The sequence below is a fragment of the Nocardia sp. Tas62D01 genome (assembly GCF_055232035.1).
The window spans coordinates 5,211,711-5,228,367 of the sequence record NZ_JBUYUZ010000001.1; the positions used below are offsets into that span (position 1 = coordinate 5,211,711).

The 16,657-nt window shown below is 65.3% G+C and carries 16 protein-coding genes, 1 tRNA gene and 1 pseudogene; 7 read left to right on the plus strand and 11 right to left on the minus strand.

Features of this window, described 5'->3' with window-relative positions; genetic code table 11:
• Positions 1-38 precede the first annotated feature (38 nt).
• Complete coding sequence (locus tag ACV7NQ_RS24550) at positions 39-1,478, minus strand: NF041680 family putative transposase (RefSeq protein ID WP_463358523.1); 1,440 nt, start codon at positions 1,476-1,478, stop codon at positions 39-41.
• A gap of 94 nt (positions 1,479-1,572) precedes the next feature.
• On the minus strand, positions 1,573-2,346 hold the full coding sequence (locus ACV7NQ_RS24555) for an AraC family transcriptional regulator (protein ID WP_463361791.1): 774 nt from the start codon (positions 2,344-2,346) through the stop codon (positions 1,573-1,575).
• 9 nt (positions 2,347-2,355) lie between these two features.
• On the opposite strand from ACV7NQ_RS24555, the gene ACV7NQ_RS24560 reads away from it, so the two are divergent.
• On the plus strand, positions 2,356-3,867 hold the full coding sequence (locus ACV7NQ_RS24560; RefSeq protein WP_463361792.1) for a flavin-containing monooxygenase: 1,512 nt from the start codon (positions 2,356-2,358) through the stop codon (positions 3,865-3,867).
• Between the two features lie 22 nt (positions 3,868-3,889).
• On the opposite strand, the gene ACV7NQ_RS24565 is transcribed toward ACV7NQ_RS24560, so the two are convergent.
• The 3 genes from ACV7NQ_RS24565 to ACV7NQ_RS24575 form a co-directional block, all read right to left on the minus strand.
• A complete protein-coding gene (locus ACV7NQ_RS24565; RefSeq protein WP_463361793.1) occupies positions 3,890-4,744 on the minus strand; it encodes a patatin-like phospholipase family protein in 855 nt (284 codons plus the stop codon).
• Positions 4,745-5,004: 260 nt separating this feature from the next.
• Complete coding sequence (locus ACV7NQ_RS24570; protein ID WP_463361794.1) at positions 5,005-5,514, minus strand: hypothetical protein; 510 nt, start codon at positions 5,512-5,514, stop codon at positions 5,005-5,007.
• A complete protein-coding gene (locus tag ACV7NQ_RS24575; RefSeq protein WP_463361795.1) occupies positions 5,514-6,590 on the minus strand; it encodes a DNA polymerase III subunit beta family protein in 1,077 nt (358 codons plus the stop codon). Before ACV7NQ_RS24575 ends, ACV7NQ_RS24570 begins: the two co-directional genes overlap by 1 nt.
• Positions 6,591-6,766: 176 nt before the next feature.
• Here ACV7NQ_RS24575 and ACV7NQ_RS24580 point away from each other — a divergent pair.
• Positions 6,767-6,840 (plus strand) — tRNA-Met (locus ACV7NQ_RS24580).
• Between the two features lie 314 nt (positions 6,841-7,154).
• Here the strand turns inward: ACV7NQ_RS24580 and ACV7NQ_RS24585 are convergent.
• The 3 genes and pseudogenes from ACV7NQ_RS24585 to ACV7NQ_RS24595 all read right to left on the minus strand — a co-directional run.
• Positions 7,155-7,442: a Scr1 family TA system antitoxin-like transcriptional regulator gene (locus tag ACV7NQ_RS24585; protein WP_463361796.1), complete on the minus strand. Its 288-nt coding sequence runs from the start codon at positions 7,440-7,442 to the stop codon at positions 7,155-7,157.
• A 59-nt stretch (positions 7,443-7,501) separates the two neighbouring features.
• Positions 7,502-8,649, minus strand: a protein-coding gene (locus tag ACV7NQ_RS24590; protein ID WP_463358517.1) for an IS3 family transposase whose coding sequence is annotated in 2 segments (ribosomal slippage) — positions 7,502-8,379 and positions 8,379-8,649 — 1,149 coding nt in all. Because the reading frame shifts where the segments join, the coding sequence is not laid out codon by codon here.
• 80 nt (positions 8,650-8,729) lie between these two features.
• Positions 8,730-9,371 (minus strand): annotated as a pseudogene (locus tag ACV7NQ_RS24595) (helix-turn-helix domain-containing protein); the annotation flags it as partial.
• Positions 9,372-9,729: 358 nt separating this feature from the next.
• Here ACV7NQ_RS24595 and ACV7NQ_RS24600 point away from each other — a divergent pair.
• The 3 genes from ACV7NQ_RS24600 (at position 9,730) to ACV7NQ_RS24610 (ending at position 11,827) form a co-directional block, all read left to right on the plus strand.
• Positions 9,730-10,056 (plus strand): SAM-dependent methyltransferase, encoded by a 327-nt coding sequence (locus tag ACV7NQ_RS24600; protein WP_463361797.1) that lies wholly within the window; start codon positions 9,730-9,732, stop codon positions 10,054-10,056.
• A gap of 120 nt (positions 10,057-10,176) precedes the next feature.
• Positions 10,177-11,070, plus strand: a complete 894-nt coding sequence (locus ACV7NQ_RS24605) for an SAM-dependent methyltransferase (RefSeq protein ID WP_463361798.1) — start codon at positions 10,177-10,179, stop codon at positions 11,068-11,070.
• 49 nt (positions 11,071-11,119) lie between these two features.
• A complete protein-coding gene (locus ACV7NQ_RS24610; protein WP_463361799.1) occupies positions 11,120-11,827 on the plus strand; it encodes a DUF6081 family protein in 708 nt (235 codons plus the stop codon).
• Between the two features lie 113 nt (positions 11,828-11,940).
• Here the strand turns inward: ACV7NQ_RS24610 and ACV7NQ_RS24615 are convergent, their stop codons facing one another.
• Together ACV7NQ_RS24615 and ACV7NQ_RS24620 are read right to left on the minus strand one after the other, a co-directional pair.
• Entirely contained in the window at positions 11,941-12,159 is a 219-nt protein-coding gene (locus tag ACV7NQ_RS24615) for an OST-HTH/LOTUS domain-containing protein (RefSeq protein ID WP_463361800.1), read from the minus strand.
• A gap of 12 nt (positions 12,160-12,171) precedes the next feature.
• Positions 12,172-13,068, minus strand: coding sequence for an AraC family transcriptional regulator (locus ACV7NQ_RS24620; RefSeq protein WP_463361801.1), 897 nt, complete (start codon positions 13,066-13,068; stop codon positions 12,172-12,174).
• Between the two features lie 150 nt (positions 13,069-13,218).
• Here ACV7NQ_RS24620 and ACV7NQ_RS24625 point away from each other — a divergent pair, with 150 nt between their 5' ends.
• Positions 13,219-14,262, plus strand: coding sequence for a saccharopine dehydrogenase family protein (locus ACV7NQ_RS24625; RefSeq protein WP_463361802.1), 1,044 nt, complete (start codon positions 13,219-13,221; stop codon positions 14,260-14,262).
• Positions 14,263-14,527: 265 nt separating this feature from the next.
• Here ACV7NQ_RS24625 and ACV7NQ_RS24630 read toward each other — a convergent pair whose 3' ends face one another.
• Positions 14,528-15,532: a cation diffusion facilitator family transporter gene (locus ACV7NQ_RS24630; protein ID WP_463361803.1), complete on the minus strand. Its 1,005-nt coding sequence runs from the start codon at positions 15,530-15,532 to the stop codon at positions 14,528-14,530.
• Between the two features lie 311 nt (positions 15,533-15,843).
• On the opposite strand from ACV7NQ_RS24630, the gene ACV7NQ_RS24635 reads away from it, so the two are divergent.
• Positions 15,844-16,653, plus strand: a complete 810-nt coding sequence (locus ACV7NQ_RS24635; RefSeq protein WP_463361804.1) for an SAM-dependent methyltransferase — start codon at positions 15,844-15,846, stop codon at positions 16,651-16,653.
• Positions 16,654-16,657 lie beyond the last annotated feature (4 nt).

Genomic DNA, 16,657 nt, shown 5'->3' on the forward strand with positions numbered 1-16,657 from the left:
AGGTTTTCGTCGCCGCCGCTCAGCTTGATTTTTAACCTCTAACTGGCAGCCGTGGTGGTCTTACCGACCGCCTGGTGTGGTGCGCGTCGGATGTTTTTTGCGCCGGGCGGGCGTCCGGGACCCGGCCGTGAGGGTTTCGGCGCGCGGGCCGGAAGAGCGGTTGTCGGGCGGAGGTGGCGAAATCCCCTGCGGACGCGGGCTGGGGTGAGGCGGCTGGGGCTGGTTGGTTTTCTCTCCCAGGGGTGGCGGAGGTCTTCGGTGAGTCCTCGGGCGAGGCGGAGTTGGGTGTGTGCGGCGATGATGAGCCAGGTCCAGCGGTCGGCGGCGGCGGAGTCGCGGATACGCGGCTTGGTCCACCCGAGGGTCTGTTTCAGGAACCGGAAGGTGTGCTCGATGTCGAAGCGCCGCAGGAAGGTTCGCCAGATTCGGTCGATAATGGCGGGGTCGGCGATGTCGGGTTGCGAACACCATAGCCACAGTGGTTTCGGGTTGCGGTCGCCGGGTAGCCGGTCCACCCGAAGCCCGATGACGACGCCCTCGATGATCGGCAGTTCCCCGTCGTGGTAGGCCCAGGATCCTCGGCGGGCGAGTTTGGGGTGCAGACGGTTCCATGCCGTCGCACGCACGGCGCCGTAGCGGTCGGTGTCGGTGGTGGTGACGACAGCGGGCTCGGGATGGGTCCCGGTGTCGGACAACGCGAAGTCGGGGCCGTGCTTGGCGGGACGGCCCCTCTTGCCCGCACGGGGTTCGGCGGGGAAGGCCAGGACGCGGTCGGAGCGTATTCGCCCGATCAGGACCACGGGCAGATCCGCGAGCTCGTATGCCAGGCATGTGATGTCGTAGCCCGCATCGAACACGATCTTGATGTGCGGGTCGCCGGGAACATGGAGGTCGGCGGCTTGCAGGCGTTGCACGACTTCCCGGATCTGGGCGGCGGTGACCTCGGTCGCGTCGTCGTCGGGGTGCAGCCGTATCGCGTCGAGGATCGTGGTCCAAGAGGTCCGGCCGGGCTCCAGCGCGGCGACGTAGGAGAACAGCCAGCCCGGGATCATCTGCGCTTGCCCCCTGCCACGGCCATAGACATGGCAGAACGATCGATCGGGGCTGGTCGCCGCGTCGGGACGCAGCCACGGACTGGCATCGACGGCCAGCATGATCGCACCTTCGTCGTCTCGCCCGACCGTGGTCGTGGCGGTGATCGCGCGCCGGAGCCGGGCGATGTCGATACTTCCGGCGTTCAGACCGTCGTAGAGGGCGCCGTGGCCGCGTCGATATTCCCCGGTCAGACACAGTCCGACCAGCGTGGTGACCGGTCCGTCGTCGCACAGCACCGCGTCGGTGAGTTCGAACAGCGCGTCGGCGCGCGCGGTCAGGCTTTCATAGAACGAATTGCGGAACGCGGCAAGCGATTCCGGTCCCGACGGGCGCGCCGACTCGACCGGACGAAATACTTCGGGCACACTGACAGGCACGGCCACCACAACTTCTCATCAGGCTCTTTAGCGGGAACCCGACGATGATGATGCGGTGGCCGCTCCATGTCACGGCGACACGCCGAAATTCGTCCCTAAATCAACACGGCAGCAACACGTTTCGATGATCGAACCGCTCCAACACCGACCCGGACGGTCGGCGGGCAGTGACCCGGAGGTTAAAAATCAAGCTCAGTGGGCGCGTCACCAGACTGCTCGGCACCCGCAGCGCCGCGGGCGCGGGACGATCGATGCGCACCGGCGCTCCGAACAGTTCCTCATAGGTCGCTATCGGCGCCACCGGCCGGTAGGGGAGTTCGACCGAGCGCAGGCCGTAGCGGTCATCGACCAAGCGTTGGATCGTGCGGTGCACGAAGGCCAGGCCCAGGTCCGTGCCCTGGATGGGGATCGGCGAGTCGGGTTGCATGCCGTAGCGAAGGGCGATCACGCCACGATCGCCGTACGGGTCCGGCTCCAGCGTCAGACTCAGCGCGCGGGCATGCAGGAACAGGTAGCGCGACGAGCACTCGAGCACATCGGCCAGCGTCGGTGAGTTCCGGATGGCCAGTGCGAGTGGGCCGAGCATATCGAGGTCTTGCCGCTGAGAGATGAGTAGGCCCAGGTCGGGGCAGTCGAGCCGGTGCGCGGCGAGTTCCAGGACCGCGGCGAGCGCCTGATCGGGGACCAACAGGTCGTCGGTGTCGAGCGCGGCGATCGGCAGTCCACACTCGGTGGCGAACTCCTCGGCGTTGCCGCCCAGCTCCGCCACCGTCGCGCGAAACCCGCGCAACCCCGCGGACCGAATCACCGACATGTCGCTCAGAATCAAATACTTGTCGTGCAAAGTCAAGAAGGCGTCTCGAAACCCTCCCACACTGGAACCATGACCGAGACCGTCGCAGCTCCGGAACACCTCGACGTCGTGATCGTGGGTGCCGGCCTGTCCGGCATCGGCGCCGCCTATCGGCTGCAGACCGAGTGTTCCGGCAAGACCTACGCGGTGTTCGAAGCGCGCGACGCGCTGGGCGGCACCTGGGACCTGTTCCGTTACCCGGGCATTCGCTCGGACTCGGACATGTTCACCCTCGGCTATCCATTCAAGCCGTGGCGCGACGCCAAGTCGATCGCCGACGGGCCGTCGATCCTGCGGTACGTCCAGCAAACCGCCACAGAGTTCGGCATCGACCGGCACATCCGCTACGGGACCAAAGTAGTCGCGGCGGACTGGTCCACCGAGTCGGCGCGCTGGACGCTGACCCTCGAGCGGCTCGACGCGGCGGGTGAGCCCGCGCTGCACACGCTGACCTGCAATTTCCTTTATTCCTGCGCCGGCTACTACAACTACGACCACGGCCATGCCCCCGAATTCCCCGGCATCGATTCGTTCTCCGGCCAGGTCGTGCACCCGCAGTTCTGGCCCGAAGACCTCGATTACACGGGCAGGCGTGTCGTCGTCATCGGCAGCGGTGCCACGGCGGTCACCCTGGTGCCCGCGATGGCCGATCAGGCCGAACTGGTGACGATGCTGCAGCGCTCACCTACCTGGATCAGCGCCGTCCCCGGCCGGGACAAACAGGCCGATAAGATCCGCGAGCTGCTGCCACCGAAATTGGCGCACCGGGTGATTCGAACCAAGAACATCCTGTTCGGCATCGGCTTCTATCAGTACTGCCGTCGCCGTCCAGAGTCCGCCCGCAAGCTGCTCACCGGCCTGACGACCCGAATCCTCAAAGACCAGCAGGCCGTCGCCGAGCATTTCACGCCGTCCTACAACCCGTGGGACCAGCGACTGTGCGCGGTCCCCGACGCCGATCTCTTCAAGGCGATGAAGAAGGGCAAGGCGGAGGTGGTCACCGATCACATCGAAACCTTTGTGCCCGAAGGGATCCGGTTGAAGTCCGGACGAATCCTGGCGGCGGACATCGTCGTTACCGCGACGGGCCTGCAGCTGCTTGCCTTCGGCGGCATCGCTCCCCAGGTCGACGGGCAGCCGGTGAACCTGTCCGATCAATTCGTCTGGCAGGGCGCCATGCTTACCGGCGTCCCGAATTTCGCGGTCTGCATCGGCTACACCAACGCCTCCTGGACCCTGCGCGCCGACCTGACCTCACGCCTGGTCTGCCGGGTGCTCAACCACCTGGACCGCAACGGCTACGCCGCGGTGGTGCCGAAGCCGGACGGGAAACTCGACGAGCGGCCGCTGCTGGATCTGGCCTCCGGATACGTGCAGCGCTCGATCGCGGACTTCCCCCGTCAGGGCGACCGGCACCCGTGGAAGGTGCGGCAGAACTATCTGCTCGACTCTGCGACCACAATGCGCACCAGCCTGCACAAGACCCTGGAGCCGACTCCGAAATCAGCTGTGCGCCAACGTGACCTGTCGGTCACCGGCTGATTCTGTCCGGATTCACATCGCGTTATGAATCGTGCAGCTTCCGGGCTGCCCCGAGGGTGACCGCGGCGTCGGCGGCTTGGCGGGCGCCTGCGTCATAAGCGGGCTTGCGCGCGTTGCGGTCAGAGAGGTCCTGCCCGATGGCCGCGATCGACGCCGCGTCTGGGGCGATCGCGATGACCGTGGCGGTTTCGAGTGCGCCGTAGAAAGGTCCGCTCGGGAATATGTGTGCCAGCGGTTCGATGATGACGACCGTGTCGGCGCCGGTGGCGAGGTCGGCGTTGGTCGCCGAGCGCATGCCGCCGTCGATGAAGCGGCGTCCGTTGATGGGGATGGGCGCGGTGACTCCGGGCACCGCGGTGCTCGAGGCGATCGCGTCCACGAGCGGTACACCACTGAACCGATCCCAGAGCCGCAGTTCACCGGTAGCCGCATCCACCGCGGTGACAACGAGATCGCGCTCCGGCCAACCGATGTCGCCGATCAGGGTGCGTATCCGTGCGATGTGGTCGTCGGGATCCCCGGCCTGCGCCGCCAGCGCGAACTCACCGACCCGGCGCCGAGCCTGCACCGGATCCAGGCCGGGCGCCCGAAAGGTGGCGAAGACCTCCGCCATCCGAGCCGGATCCGTGACCGCCTGTGTAGCAGGCGGATTCACCGACGGCGGCACCGCCAGCCGCTCGAAATCCCCGGTGGTCAACAGCACCGACCCGACCACGGATCCGGCGGAAGTACCGATGACCACGTCCGCCCGCCCTGAATCGATCCCAACCCGCCGCAACCCACCCAGCAGCCCAGCCATCCACGCGATACCAACAGGACCACCACCGCCGAACACGATAGTCGTGCCAGACCCCCGAGACTCGTCTACCTCCGCCATACCCCGACCCTATCCGCCCAACCCACACCCGCGCCGGCAGCCCAACATCCTCCAGCATCCGGCCAGACCCGGCGCCGAGCGGCCTCTCACCGGCGAGCGGTACACGGTTGTGGCGACACGCCCGGCGGGACGCAGTAGACACCTCCGTCACGTGCCACTCCCCGACTCGGCCCTGTGGCCGGTCTTGATGCCGGGAGGTGCGCCGCCCGACGTGGATTGATCAGTGATGGCGTTATGGCCGTCTCGCATGTCGGCGGTTATTATCGGCCGTTGGGGGCGGATTGTCGGCGGGCGGTGATTCGGGCGTCGATCGCGGCGGCGACTTCGTCGACTGCGCGGCGGATGGTTTGTCCGTATCCGTCGTCGCCGAGCGCGTCCAGACGGGCTCGGGCCGAGGCTATTTCGCGTTGGGCTGCTTCGAAGGAGCCCAGCTGTCGGTAATTGTCGGCCAGGTTGAGGTGCAGCGACGGGTAGAAGCCGCGGACGTCCAGTCCGGCGTGGTGTTGTTGGACGCGTTCGCTGGTCAGGCTGTCGGCGGCATCCAGCGCTCGGATGTCCCATGAAAGCGCTTGTGCCGCATCTTCTTGTAGATCGGCCAGATAGTGCGCCAAGGTGCAGCGGTGTAACGGATCACCCTGTGGCCCAATGGTTTCCCAGATTTCGAGGAGCGTTGTGCGGGCATCTTCAGGAGAACCTGTACGGCCGAGGGTTACTGCTCGCGTGATCGCCTCCATTGTTTCGTCGGCGGATTGTGTTGGGGCGGTGGTCATCAGCTGTGCTCCTCCAGTTCGGTGGTGTTCGGATTGATGGTGGGCATGACGAGTGTGGTGAGGTCACCATCGGTCGCAGATCGGACGACGACGGGTTGGTTGGGTGCGGAGATGTCGAGCATGATTTCCGGGCCCACGGCGCTGCGGATCGCGGGTGCCAGGGTCGCGGGGGAGAAGGCGAGATCAATGTCGGATCCGGTGACGATCGCGAGCAGTTGTCGGACCGGACGGCTGTCTTGTTGTGACACAGTCATTCCCGTCGCATCGATGGAGAAGGTGGTCGCCGCTTCGTTGCCGTCGAACGCCCCGAGTAGCAACTCGCGCCCCACGACCACCCGCGTCCGCACCGGCGCCAACTCCGACAGCAGAGCCCAGTAGTCCGGGAACGGCTCGTTGATTGCCCGACATCGGCGCTCGGTGCCCCCGGCGGCGAGAACGAGCGCACCATCGGTCGCAGCCGCCGCGACCTCGTCCACGCCCCGCAGCCAGGAACTCACCGCCCCGAGCTCGCCCGCATCGACAACCAGCGACCATGTGCCGCCCCGTCGAGGCGCCAGCGTCCGGGTCGAGAGCCGATAGCGATCCGTCGCCGTCAATGTCAGCGAACTCGGACTCGCCTCCACCAAAACACCGGCAAGCACCGGTATTTCAGCGCTATGAGCCGCCGCGGACCGCACCTGGTCGATAGCGTCGGCTAGGGCCGCGCTCGAGAGCGCGACCTGATCGGCCCCATCGCCGAGCGCTTCCTTGACCGCCGCGGCGACCAACGCGGCCTCCCGCGCTCGCTGCTCGAGATCCAGCACATGCTCGTCGAGCAGCCGTTCCGCGCGCTCGACATCCCCGGACAGCACCTCCGCGACCACCTCGAGCGGCACCCCGATCCCCCTGAGCCGCCGAATCATCACCGCCCGCTCGCACTGAGATTCGCTGTAGTACCGATATCCGGTCGAACCGTCGACCCGTACCGGAACCAACAGCCCGCAGTCGTCATAGAACCGCAGCGCACTCGGCGTGAGCCCACTGGCCCGCGCCAGCACTCCGATGGTGATCAACTCATCCGACCCGAATCCCGTCACCCAGCGATCATGAACGTTCAGGTAACCGGAAGGTCAACACCCGCTCACCACCTGCCCGCGACGTCGCCCACCTGCGACGGAGCCCGCCACGGCACCGCGTTCCGGCTACCCCGGTGAATCCTGGCCTGGCCGTTGGTAAAAGGCCCTCCAAAAGTCGGGTAGACTGTAAGTACCGACGCGGGGTGGAGCAGCTCGGTAGCTCGCTGGGCTCATAACCCAGAGGTCGCAGGTTCAAATCCTGTCCCCGCTACTAGGGACAATGGCCCGGAACACATTGTTCCGGGCCATTTTTTCTGTGCCCGTTGGGAGCGGATTTGGGAACCTTAGCCAGGATCAGGATTCCGGATCCACATCCATGGGGTTGGGGCTTGTGAACACGAACGCAGGAGACACGCCGACAATCCACGCCGCCGCAGCCCCCTTCAGTCCTTGACGGATCAGCTCGAAGTACCGCTTCTTCACCGCCGTCGGCATCTTTGTTCGGCGCGTACTTGGGCATGCGAACACTCCTTCCTCGGAACATTCGCAACCACCGATGGAACTCGAGCCGCCGCCGAGCGGTCTTCAGCGGTAGTGGTGAATGTCGAGGTTCGTCGTACCGGGTCGCGTGTCCGCGAGGACAGCCGCAAGGAACTCCGCGCTCCTTCCGGGCGACAAGGCTTGAACGGCAAGGCTGTTCATGACGGACATGTATAGCTCTACGTCACGGCGTTTCTCGAAGTAGAGCGAGCTGGTGAGCTGCTCGGTGTAGACGATGTCGGGCAACTCGGGTTCGGCGAAGCGGAGAATACTGAACGGACCACCCGCGGCCGAGTGCCCGCCTGCCGAGTACGGCAGCACCTGGATCCTCATGACCGGTCCCCGATGACGGAACCACCCGGTTTTAGAGCCAGGTTGTTTTCGATCCGTATTCAGTTGATGCCGCAGGCCACCGGGTGGTGGCTGTGGCTGCAGCGGGCAGCGTACTCGGCCGGGGTCAGATAGCCCAGCGCCGAATGTCGATGTCGTCGGTTGTGGTCTACCTTGTAGTCGCCGATGACGACGCGGGCTTCGAGCAGGCTTGTCCAGTGGTTCCGGTCGAGGCATTCTTTGCGCAGCCGACGGTTGAACGATTCGACGAATCCGTTATTCCACGGCGTGCCCGGTGGGATGTAGATGATCCCGACCCGGTTTGCGCAAAACTGTTGCAGCGCATGGGAAATCATTTCCGGCCCGTTGTCCATCCGCAACACCGTCGGCGACCCACCATGAGTGGTGAAGACCTTCTCGAGCTCGGTGACGAGCCGCTCGGCGGTGATCGAGCGTTCAACCAGATGCAATAGTGATTCACGGGTGTGTTCATCGACCATCGACGCGATCTTCACCGCTCTGCCGTCGATGGTGGAATCGAACTGAAAATCCAACGCCCACACCACCTTCGGTGCATCCGCATCGACCGGCGGCATCGACGAAACGCCGGCCCGTTTACGCGGCTGGTGCTCACGCACCTGCAGCCCTTCCTCCCGCCAGAGCCGATGCACCTTCTTCTTGTTCACCGAGCTGCCCTCGTCGAACCGCAACCGCGCCCACGCCCGCCGGAACCCGTGACACGGGTTCTTCGTAGCATACGAGCGCAGCCAGGCCCGCAAACCGGCGTCCGGATCATCCGGGGTCTGCGCGAGGGGCAGCCGCCGATACGTCGAACGAGCAAGCCCAACGACCTTGCACGCGAACCGTTCCGACACGCCCTTCACTGCTGTGAGCATGTCGACGGCACGGCGCTTGGACGCTGGGCTCAGAATTTTCCCCGGCTGATCTCCCGCAGGGCGTCCTTTTCCAGCTCCGCCTCGGCCAGCAGCCGCTTGAGCCGGGAATTCTGCTCCCGCAGCTCCTTGAGCTCCTTCGCCGCATCGGTATCCATACCGCCGTAAGAGCGGCGCCAGTTGTACAACGTCGCCGCCGACACTTCCAGCTCTGCGGCGATCTCCTCGCCCGACTTACCGGCCGCGGCCAGCTCATCGGCACGGCGCAGCTTCCGCACGATCTCCTCCGCGGAATGCCGCTTCCGTCCTCCAGCCATGATCCCAATCGTCCCTTCTGGCCCCTACCAGGGCCAACAGGACTCTAATACCGAGCGGTCTCATTCATTGGGGACGGGCCACTCACATTGGGCAGATCGGCAACCTTGATGAGGTGTTCGATCTGATCTCGGAGGACCCGCACCCCGCCTACCGGTCGGCGTAGCGCGTTCTCGTCGATCACCGCCCACAACGTGGGGGCCGAAGCGCGGGTCAGGATCTGTTGCCTGCGCATGCGGACGGCAACCCGGCGCTCGGTCTCGTCGCCGTTGCCGAGCACGACGACCGAGCGGGCGTAGTCGTGTGTTTGCAGCAGGCCGGGAACGAACTGGGCCTCATAGGTGCGTATCGTCGTCGCGGCTTGTTCGAGGCCGACGTAGGTCTCGAACCACGAGGGCAGCAGGTCGCTGTAGCTGCGCCACCAACCAGGGTCGTTCGCGCGGCGGGCCATGTCGAAGTACGCCTCGCGCTGCTCCGGATCGGAGACACTGTAGAGCGTGAGCAGATCGCGGAGGTCACGTTCTTTGAAGCCCGTACGCCCCAGCTCGAGGCGACTGATTTTGGCGTGCGACCCACGTATGGCTTCACCTGCCGCTTCGCGGGTGACGCCGCAACCCTCTCGGAGTCGACGCAACCTGTTGCCGAGCGCGATCCGCAGAACTGTCGGGCCACGTTCGGCCACAAGCGATTCGATCGGATCGTCGTTGTCCTCGCCGTTGGTCATGAACCGCCTCCACTAGGGTAAGACCGTAGTCTGCCATGCTGCCCACACCGCCCGGCGGACAATCCTACTCGCCCGTTCATCGGATTCTCCAAACCTGTTGCGCCGTCGATGCCGCGAAAATCTTCGCCAGCGTTGGATCGGCAACGTGTCCGGCAACGGCTGCCCGGTCGGGTCGACCGGCTGCTGGCAGCAACGACCGCGCAAGCGACGACACGGCGTGCGAAGCGGGCTGAGCATGCGGCACCAGGGGCATGGATCCTACAGAGCGACAACGTCCTAACTTGCTCGCAATCCCGAGCGAGTCGCCAGCCGGGTGGGTAAAGTTGCCGACTGCGACAGCCGAGCAGGAGGACCAGGCATGGCGCCAGCGGACGGCAGTACTCACCTCAGCGGCGTAGACCCGCAGCTCCCGAGTATCGCCCGCGTGTACGACTACGCCCTTGGTGGAAAAGACTGGTTCGAGATCGACCGTTATGTGTACGACCACCTCAAAAACGTTGTTCCACACCAGGATACCGTTCCGCGACACCCCTGTCGAAGCACTGATCGTGACCATCGACTGGTGGCGAGTAACTCACGTGCTGGAGGGTTGGTTGCCGGGGCGGGTCTTGCATCGGAACCACCAGCCCTGACACGCCTGCACCACACGGCCGCAGCCTCGTTCGTCTACTGCGCTCACCAGTGATCGACCGATTGATGATCGATCATGGAATCATCACTGGCCGAACAGATCCGACTCTCGTTGCTTTGAAAAACCCCGACATCTAGGCTGAGTGAGCCACGCTCGACGCTCAGAGAGGTCTCCATGTCCGAACCCACTCCCCAAACCGGCGTCCGGGTGCCGGTTGGCGTGGATATTACGCGAGCCAGCATCGCCCGCGTCTATGACGCTACTCTTGGTGGCAAAGACAATTACGACGTCGACCGTTACGTCGTGCAGAAGGTAGCCGAGGTCGCGCCGCGGCAGAGCGATGTGGCCCGGATGAACCGGCGCTGGTTGCACCGGGTGGCCAGATACCTTTCGGGAACTGTCGGCATCGACCAGTTCCTCGATGTCGGCGCCGGGCTGCCGACTGTGGGGAACACCCATGAGATTGTGCAGCAACAGAACCCCGAAGCCAACGTTGTCTACGTCGACAACGATCCGGTCTGCAATGTCCACGGCCGGGTGCTGCTCGAGACGAATAACTACACGCATTTCGTCCCCGGTGACCTGACCGAGCCCAGGACCTTGTTGTCCCATCCCGATGTCACCGAGCACCTCGATCTCACCCGTCCGCTGGCGCTGATCCTGTGCGGCATCCTGCATCACGTGGACGATGCCCTCGATCCCGCTGGGATCATGCAGCAGTACATCGATATGCTGCCGCCCGGCTCGTATGTCGCGATCACGCATTTCTGGGATCCGTCCGACGATTCCGAGGCGCACGATATGGCCATCGAGCTCCAACACCGTTTCACCACACTGGGTTTGGGTTCTGGCTGGTACCGCACGCGGGACGAGATCGCGTCATTCTTCGGAGATCTGGAGATGGCCGAACCCGGGGTAGTCGAACTGGACGACTGGTGGCCAATGGGACCGCCGGTCCGTGCGCGCATGACCGAAGAACGCCTCATCCTCGGCGGCCTCGGCCACAAGCCCGAACGGAAGAACAATGTGGTGACCCCGATCCGTCGAACGAAATCTGCTGAGCAGTGACTGTTGGCCCGGCCCTGACACACGCGTACCTGGCAACGGGGGCTGCCCGATGACGACATACGACGACTTCTCGGGCCCGGCGGTCCGCGACGACCTGTGGCGGTTCTTGGAGGTTCCACTCGGGGACTCCCAAACCTGGAGCTACGCTGAGCCCGACGCGATCACCGAGGTCGGTGACGGCATCGTGTCGGTCACCATCGACGAGTTCACCCGATTCCACTCGGATGTACAGATTCTGGACAATCCGAAGCATCTGCTGGTGTCTGTCGAGGAATTCGATCTGACCGCAGGACCTCGTACCTTCGCGGTGGATATGGCGGCCGAGAACATCGGCGTCAGCGGCCAAGACTACCGAGACGGATTCGCGGCCTTCAATATCCTCGACATGTCGAGCGCGCAGGTATTCGACCTGATCGCAACCAACAAGCACGCCTACGCCATCCACGAACGCCTGTACGTGCCCGGCGTCGTCGATAAAGACCAGGCGTTCACGCACATCGTGCACGCGCCGCTCGCGGACGTCCGAATCAAGCAGGCCGAGTTCCATCGCTATGCCATCACCATCGACAGCGGCGCTGGCACGGTGACCTGGCAAGTGGACGACATCCCCGTCTACACCGTCCGTTCATCGGAAATCCCGGCCAAGATTCAGATCGGGTTCGGAATCATCACTCTGCACCCGATCGAGGACGGACGCAGCGTCTCCCTGCGCGGTCAGGGACTGCAAGGGCGCTGGCGGAACTTCACCATCGACTAGTACCGGGCGGGTTAGGCGTGTGCTGAACCCACCCGCATTGCCGCCGGATGGGTTCAACTGCCCGCCCGATCCCGGTGAGCACCGGCAATCGGTGCTCACCTGTCTGTCCCAACCTATTTGGCGGGGCGGTTGCGGATGTCGCGCACGTAGACCATCTGCTGCTTACCTTCGCCCGGGCTACGCGTCTCGAGGTCGAATAGTGTTGTGGCGGCGAACAGTTCACCGAGCTTGCTGTAGCCGTAGGTGCGCGGGTCGAAGTCGGTGCGCTGCTTGTTGATGATCGAGCCGACGGTGGCTAGCTTCGCCCAGGCGGGGCACTTTCTTATTGCCACTGCGGTTCTCACTCAGCGTGCTGCGTTTCGATAGTGGCCGGGCGCCGCCCCGAACTCCCGTTTGAACGCTTTGGCGAAGGCGTACTCCGAGAGATAGCCCGCGCGTTCGGCGACCACACGCAGCGGCACGTCGCTGTCGCGGAGCATCCTCGCGGCCAGCGTCATGCGCCACCACGTCAAATAGGTCTGTGGTGGCGTGCCCACGGTCGTCGTGAAGCGTTGTGCGAAAGCTGATCTCGACAACCCTGCTCGCGTGCCGAGTGACCGCACCGTCCATGGCATCGCCGGGTCGTGGTGTATGGCGTGGAGCGCTGCTGTGACGGCGGGGTCGCGCAGGGCGGCGCTCCACCCGGTCGCGGCGTGCTCGGACTGTTCCGCGTGCCAGGCCCGGAGGATGTAGAGCAGCAACACTTCCAGCAGCGGCGGGAGTACGCCGGGCGACCCGGGCAACGGCTCGGCGTCCAATTCGCGGCCGAGTAGATCGATGGCGCCACGCAGCGTTGGGTGTCGGCCGACCCGCGCCGGGAGGTGGACGACCTCGGGGAGTTCCGCGAGCAGCGGGTGGATTCTGGATTGGTCGAGACGGTATGCGCCGCACAGCAATACGGTCTTCGGGCCGCCTACCCGCGCCGGCGGCTCGGCGGATGAGCCCGCTTCCGCCAGCGGCGTGGTGAGCGTGTCGGCGATCGCATGGCCGAGCTCGCGGGGCAGGAAGGCGACATCGCCGACATTCAGCTGGATCGGTTCACCGTGCACCGGAATCAGCCAGCACGATCCCTGCAGAACCACGTGGAAGCCCGCGCCGTGCTGTGGTTGAAAACGGATGCCCCATGGGGCGTGCTTTTCGGTTCGCGAGGAGTGCGGCTGTCCGGTGCGCATGGCGGCGACCGCGTCGCTGAGTACGTCCACCATCCCACCGTACTGTTGTCTCGTGAAGCACAGGACGATCAGGCATCTCATCAGGATTCTGGGGCATGGATCGTCCACAGATGTGTTCCTAGGGTGATTCACGAGCCGACATTCGTCGGCGCAGGAGAATCAGTCAGGGAGTGTTTCGACATGAGGATTGCCATTCACGGCGCGAGTGGATTCACCGGAGGGTTGGCTGTCGCCGAGGTGTGTCGCCGCGGCATCGAGCCGGTGCTGGTCGGCCGAGATGGCGCGCGGCTGCGGGCCGCGGCCGCTGAGTCGGGTGTGCCCGACGCCGAGATACGGGTGGCGGGTTTGGACCAACCACGCGCCTTGACCGCCGCGTTTGCCGACTGCGATGCGGTCGTCAATTGCGCCGGTCCGTTCACCCGATGGGGCGAGCCCGTCGTCCGCGCGGCGATCGCCGCGGGCCGTCACTATGTCGACACCACGGGCGAGCAGCGCTACATCCAGCGGATCCGGGAGGTGTTCGGCAACGACGCGGAGCGGGCCGGTGTCAGCATCGTGCCCGCCATGGCCGACGATGGCGGGCCAGGGGATTTCATCGCGCATCTGACGGCCGCTGGTATCGGCGACGTCGAGGAAATGCTCATCGCCGATCTCAGGTTGCCGGGGAGCGCCTCGCGCGGGACAGCCCGGTCGATGGCGTCGGTATTCGCCCACGGCCCATTGGAATACGTCGACGGCACCTGGCGGTCGGCTACCGGCCCCGGGCTGGAGCCGATCATCCCGCCAGGCGAGTCGCAGGCTGTGCCGGTGACGGCTTTCGCGTTGCCGGGCGTGGTCACCATTCCACGCCACGTCCGCACCAGGCGCGTCCGCAGTGCGATCAGATCCGAAGTGGCAGCGCGGTTCTCGGCGTTGACACCGGACGTCGTGGAAACGATCCCGGACACGATCGACGCGGACACCCGTCGCGCAGGGCGTTTGCTGATGATGGCCGAAGCCACCGGGCCGGACGGCACCACGTCCCGCGGCTACGTGACGGGCTCCGACGGATATCGCCTCACCGCCGTGATCGCCGTCGAAGCCGCTCGTCGGCTCGCGACCGACGGTGCCCGGGCCGGTGCGCTGGCACCCGCCGAGGCATTCGACGCGGCCGACTTCCTGGACTTCCTCGCCCCCGAGGGAACAACATGGCACGTAGGCGATCCGGTGGCCTTGCCCAGGTAGGCCCGGGCAACCGGCTCCGATCGGAGGCTGGCGCGACGCGCTAACCTCTGCTCACCAGATCATGGGAGGTGATATGACTCGCGCGCGGATCCGCGATCCGATTCGGACACGGGCGGTGATCATCGGTGCGCTGCTATGACCACGGCCGGTCGGACTCTCGAAGTCCCGCAGCATCGTCAGTTCGACGGCCCGAACGAGCTGTGACCGCGGTGCGTTCGACCCGAACAGATGAGCCCGGCGCAGTTGTGCCGGGCTCATCGGCTGCTCAGGACCGATGGATCGGCCCGTGGGATTCGGCGCAGTGCAGATCCGCCGGGTTCCGCTCGAGGTCTGAGGCGTGGTCGACCTGCAGTGTGGTGTGTTCGAGGGCGAATTCGTCGTGCAGGGTCATTTCGATAGTCGAGCGGATCGCGTGGCAGTCGGCGTTGTCGTCGACGAGGATGTGGGCCGAGAGGGAGGGCTGGCCGGAGGTGATCTGCCAGACGTGCAGATCGTGCACCTCGGCGACTTGCGGGATGGCGACGATGCGGGCACCGATGGCGTCCGGGTTGAGGTGAGCGGGAGCGGCCTCGAGGAAAATCCGGCCCGATTCGCGGATCAGTGACCACCCGGCCTTGGCCATCAGCGCCGCGACGACCAGTGCCGCGATCGCGTCGGCGCGGGCGAAGCCGGTCAGCCACACCACCGCACCCGCGATGGCGGTGCCGATGAACGCGTACAGGTCATTGAGGATGTGTTGGAAGGCGCCCTCGACGTTCAGGCTGATGCGGTTGGCGCGGCTGATGCTCCAGGCGGCGGCAATGTTGACGATGATCCCGACCAGTGCCGTGATCAACACCAGCGCTCCCGAGACATTCGGCGGATTGATCAACCGGCTGATGCCTTCGTAGACGAACCACACCGCGAGCAAGACCAAGGTAATACCGTTGGCCTGCGCGGACAGAATCTCGACGCGCTTGAATCCGTAGGTGAACCGTCCCGCGGCCGGGCGCCGGGCCAGCCGGATCGCGATCATGGCGAGCACGATCGATGCGGCGTCGGTGAGCATGTGCCCGGCATCGGTGATCAGCGCCAATGACTGGGCAAGCACGCCGACGATCACCTCGACCACCATGAATGCGACGATCAACCCGAATGCGATGGACAGCCAGCGCGGGTCGGAATTCGTCGAGACGCCATGGTCGTGACCGTGCGAATGGCCGTGGTCGGCATCCGCGTCATGGTCGTGGTCGGTGTGGGGGACCGCCGACACCGACTGCTTCGACGACACGCACTGCTCTCCCATAGTTCAAACGTCCCTTCCGTGTCGTATGGCTGCCGCAGCATAGGGTAACCGAAATTGCACACATGCGCATGCATGAATATATTAGCGCGTGTCGCGGCAGTCGGTCGAGGCCCGGAACCCCGTGCATGCCGAAGGTGTCCGCGGTCTATTTCGTGATCATGTGCGGTGCACCAGGATTGGCAGGCCCGACTACTATTGCGGACTGCACCTTTCGGGTGGTCAGTAACACCACATCCGGACGGGGCGGGCCGGCCTGGTGCAGGGAAGGTCCGATCGCGAGCGCAGAGGGGTTTTCGATGAATAGGCCGGAGTGGGCGCCCGAGGGCGTGGATATGCAGCAGGCGAGCCCGGCGCGGATGTATGACGCCCTGCTGGGTGGCTCACACAACTTCGAGATCGATCGCAGGGCCGCCGAGACGGGCAAGCAACTGGTGCCCGATCTGCCGCGGCTGGCGTTGAGCAACCGCGCCTTCCTGCGCCGTGCCGTCCGATTCCTGGCCGACCAGGGCATCCGGCAGTTCCTCGATATCGGCTCGGGAATTCCGACCGCGGGCAATGTCCACGAGATCGCGCAAAAGCTGGACCCGGCCTGCCGGGTGCTCTACGTCGACATCGACCCGGTCGCGGTCGCGCATTCGCGGGTGATCCTGCAGGGCAACGATAACGCCACCGCGATCGAGGCGGACCTGCGCAAGCCGGACGAACTGCTGGCTCGGGTCCGGGAAACCGGGGTGATCGACTTCGACCAGCCGGTCGGCGTGCTGCTCTTCGCGGTGCTGCATCTACTCTCCGACGAGGACCGCCCCGCCGAGATGGTCGCCCAACTGCGCGCGGCCGTCCCTACTGGCGGCTATGTCGCGATTTCGCATCTGACCTCGGAGCTGCGCCCTGAGGATGCGGGCAAGCTGGGCGCCAACGCGGCGAACGTAAGTCGTGTTGGCATCCATTTCCGCTCTCGGGACGGTATCGCGGCTATGTTCGAAGGATGGGAGCTGGTCGAGCCCGGCGTGGTCGAGCTGCCCGCGTGGCGGCCGGAGTCCGAGCGCGATCTACACGAGGCGCCGGGCCGATCCCTCGGCCTGGCTGGCGTCGGTCTCGCGGTCTGAGAGG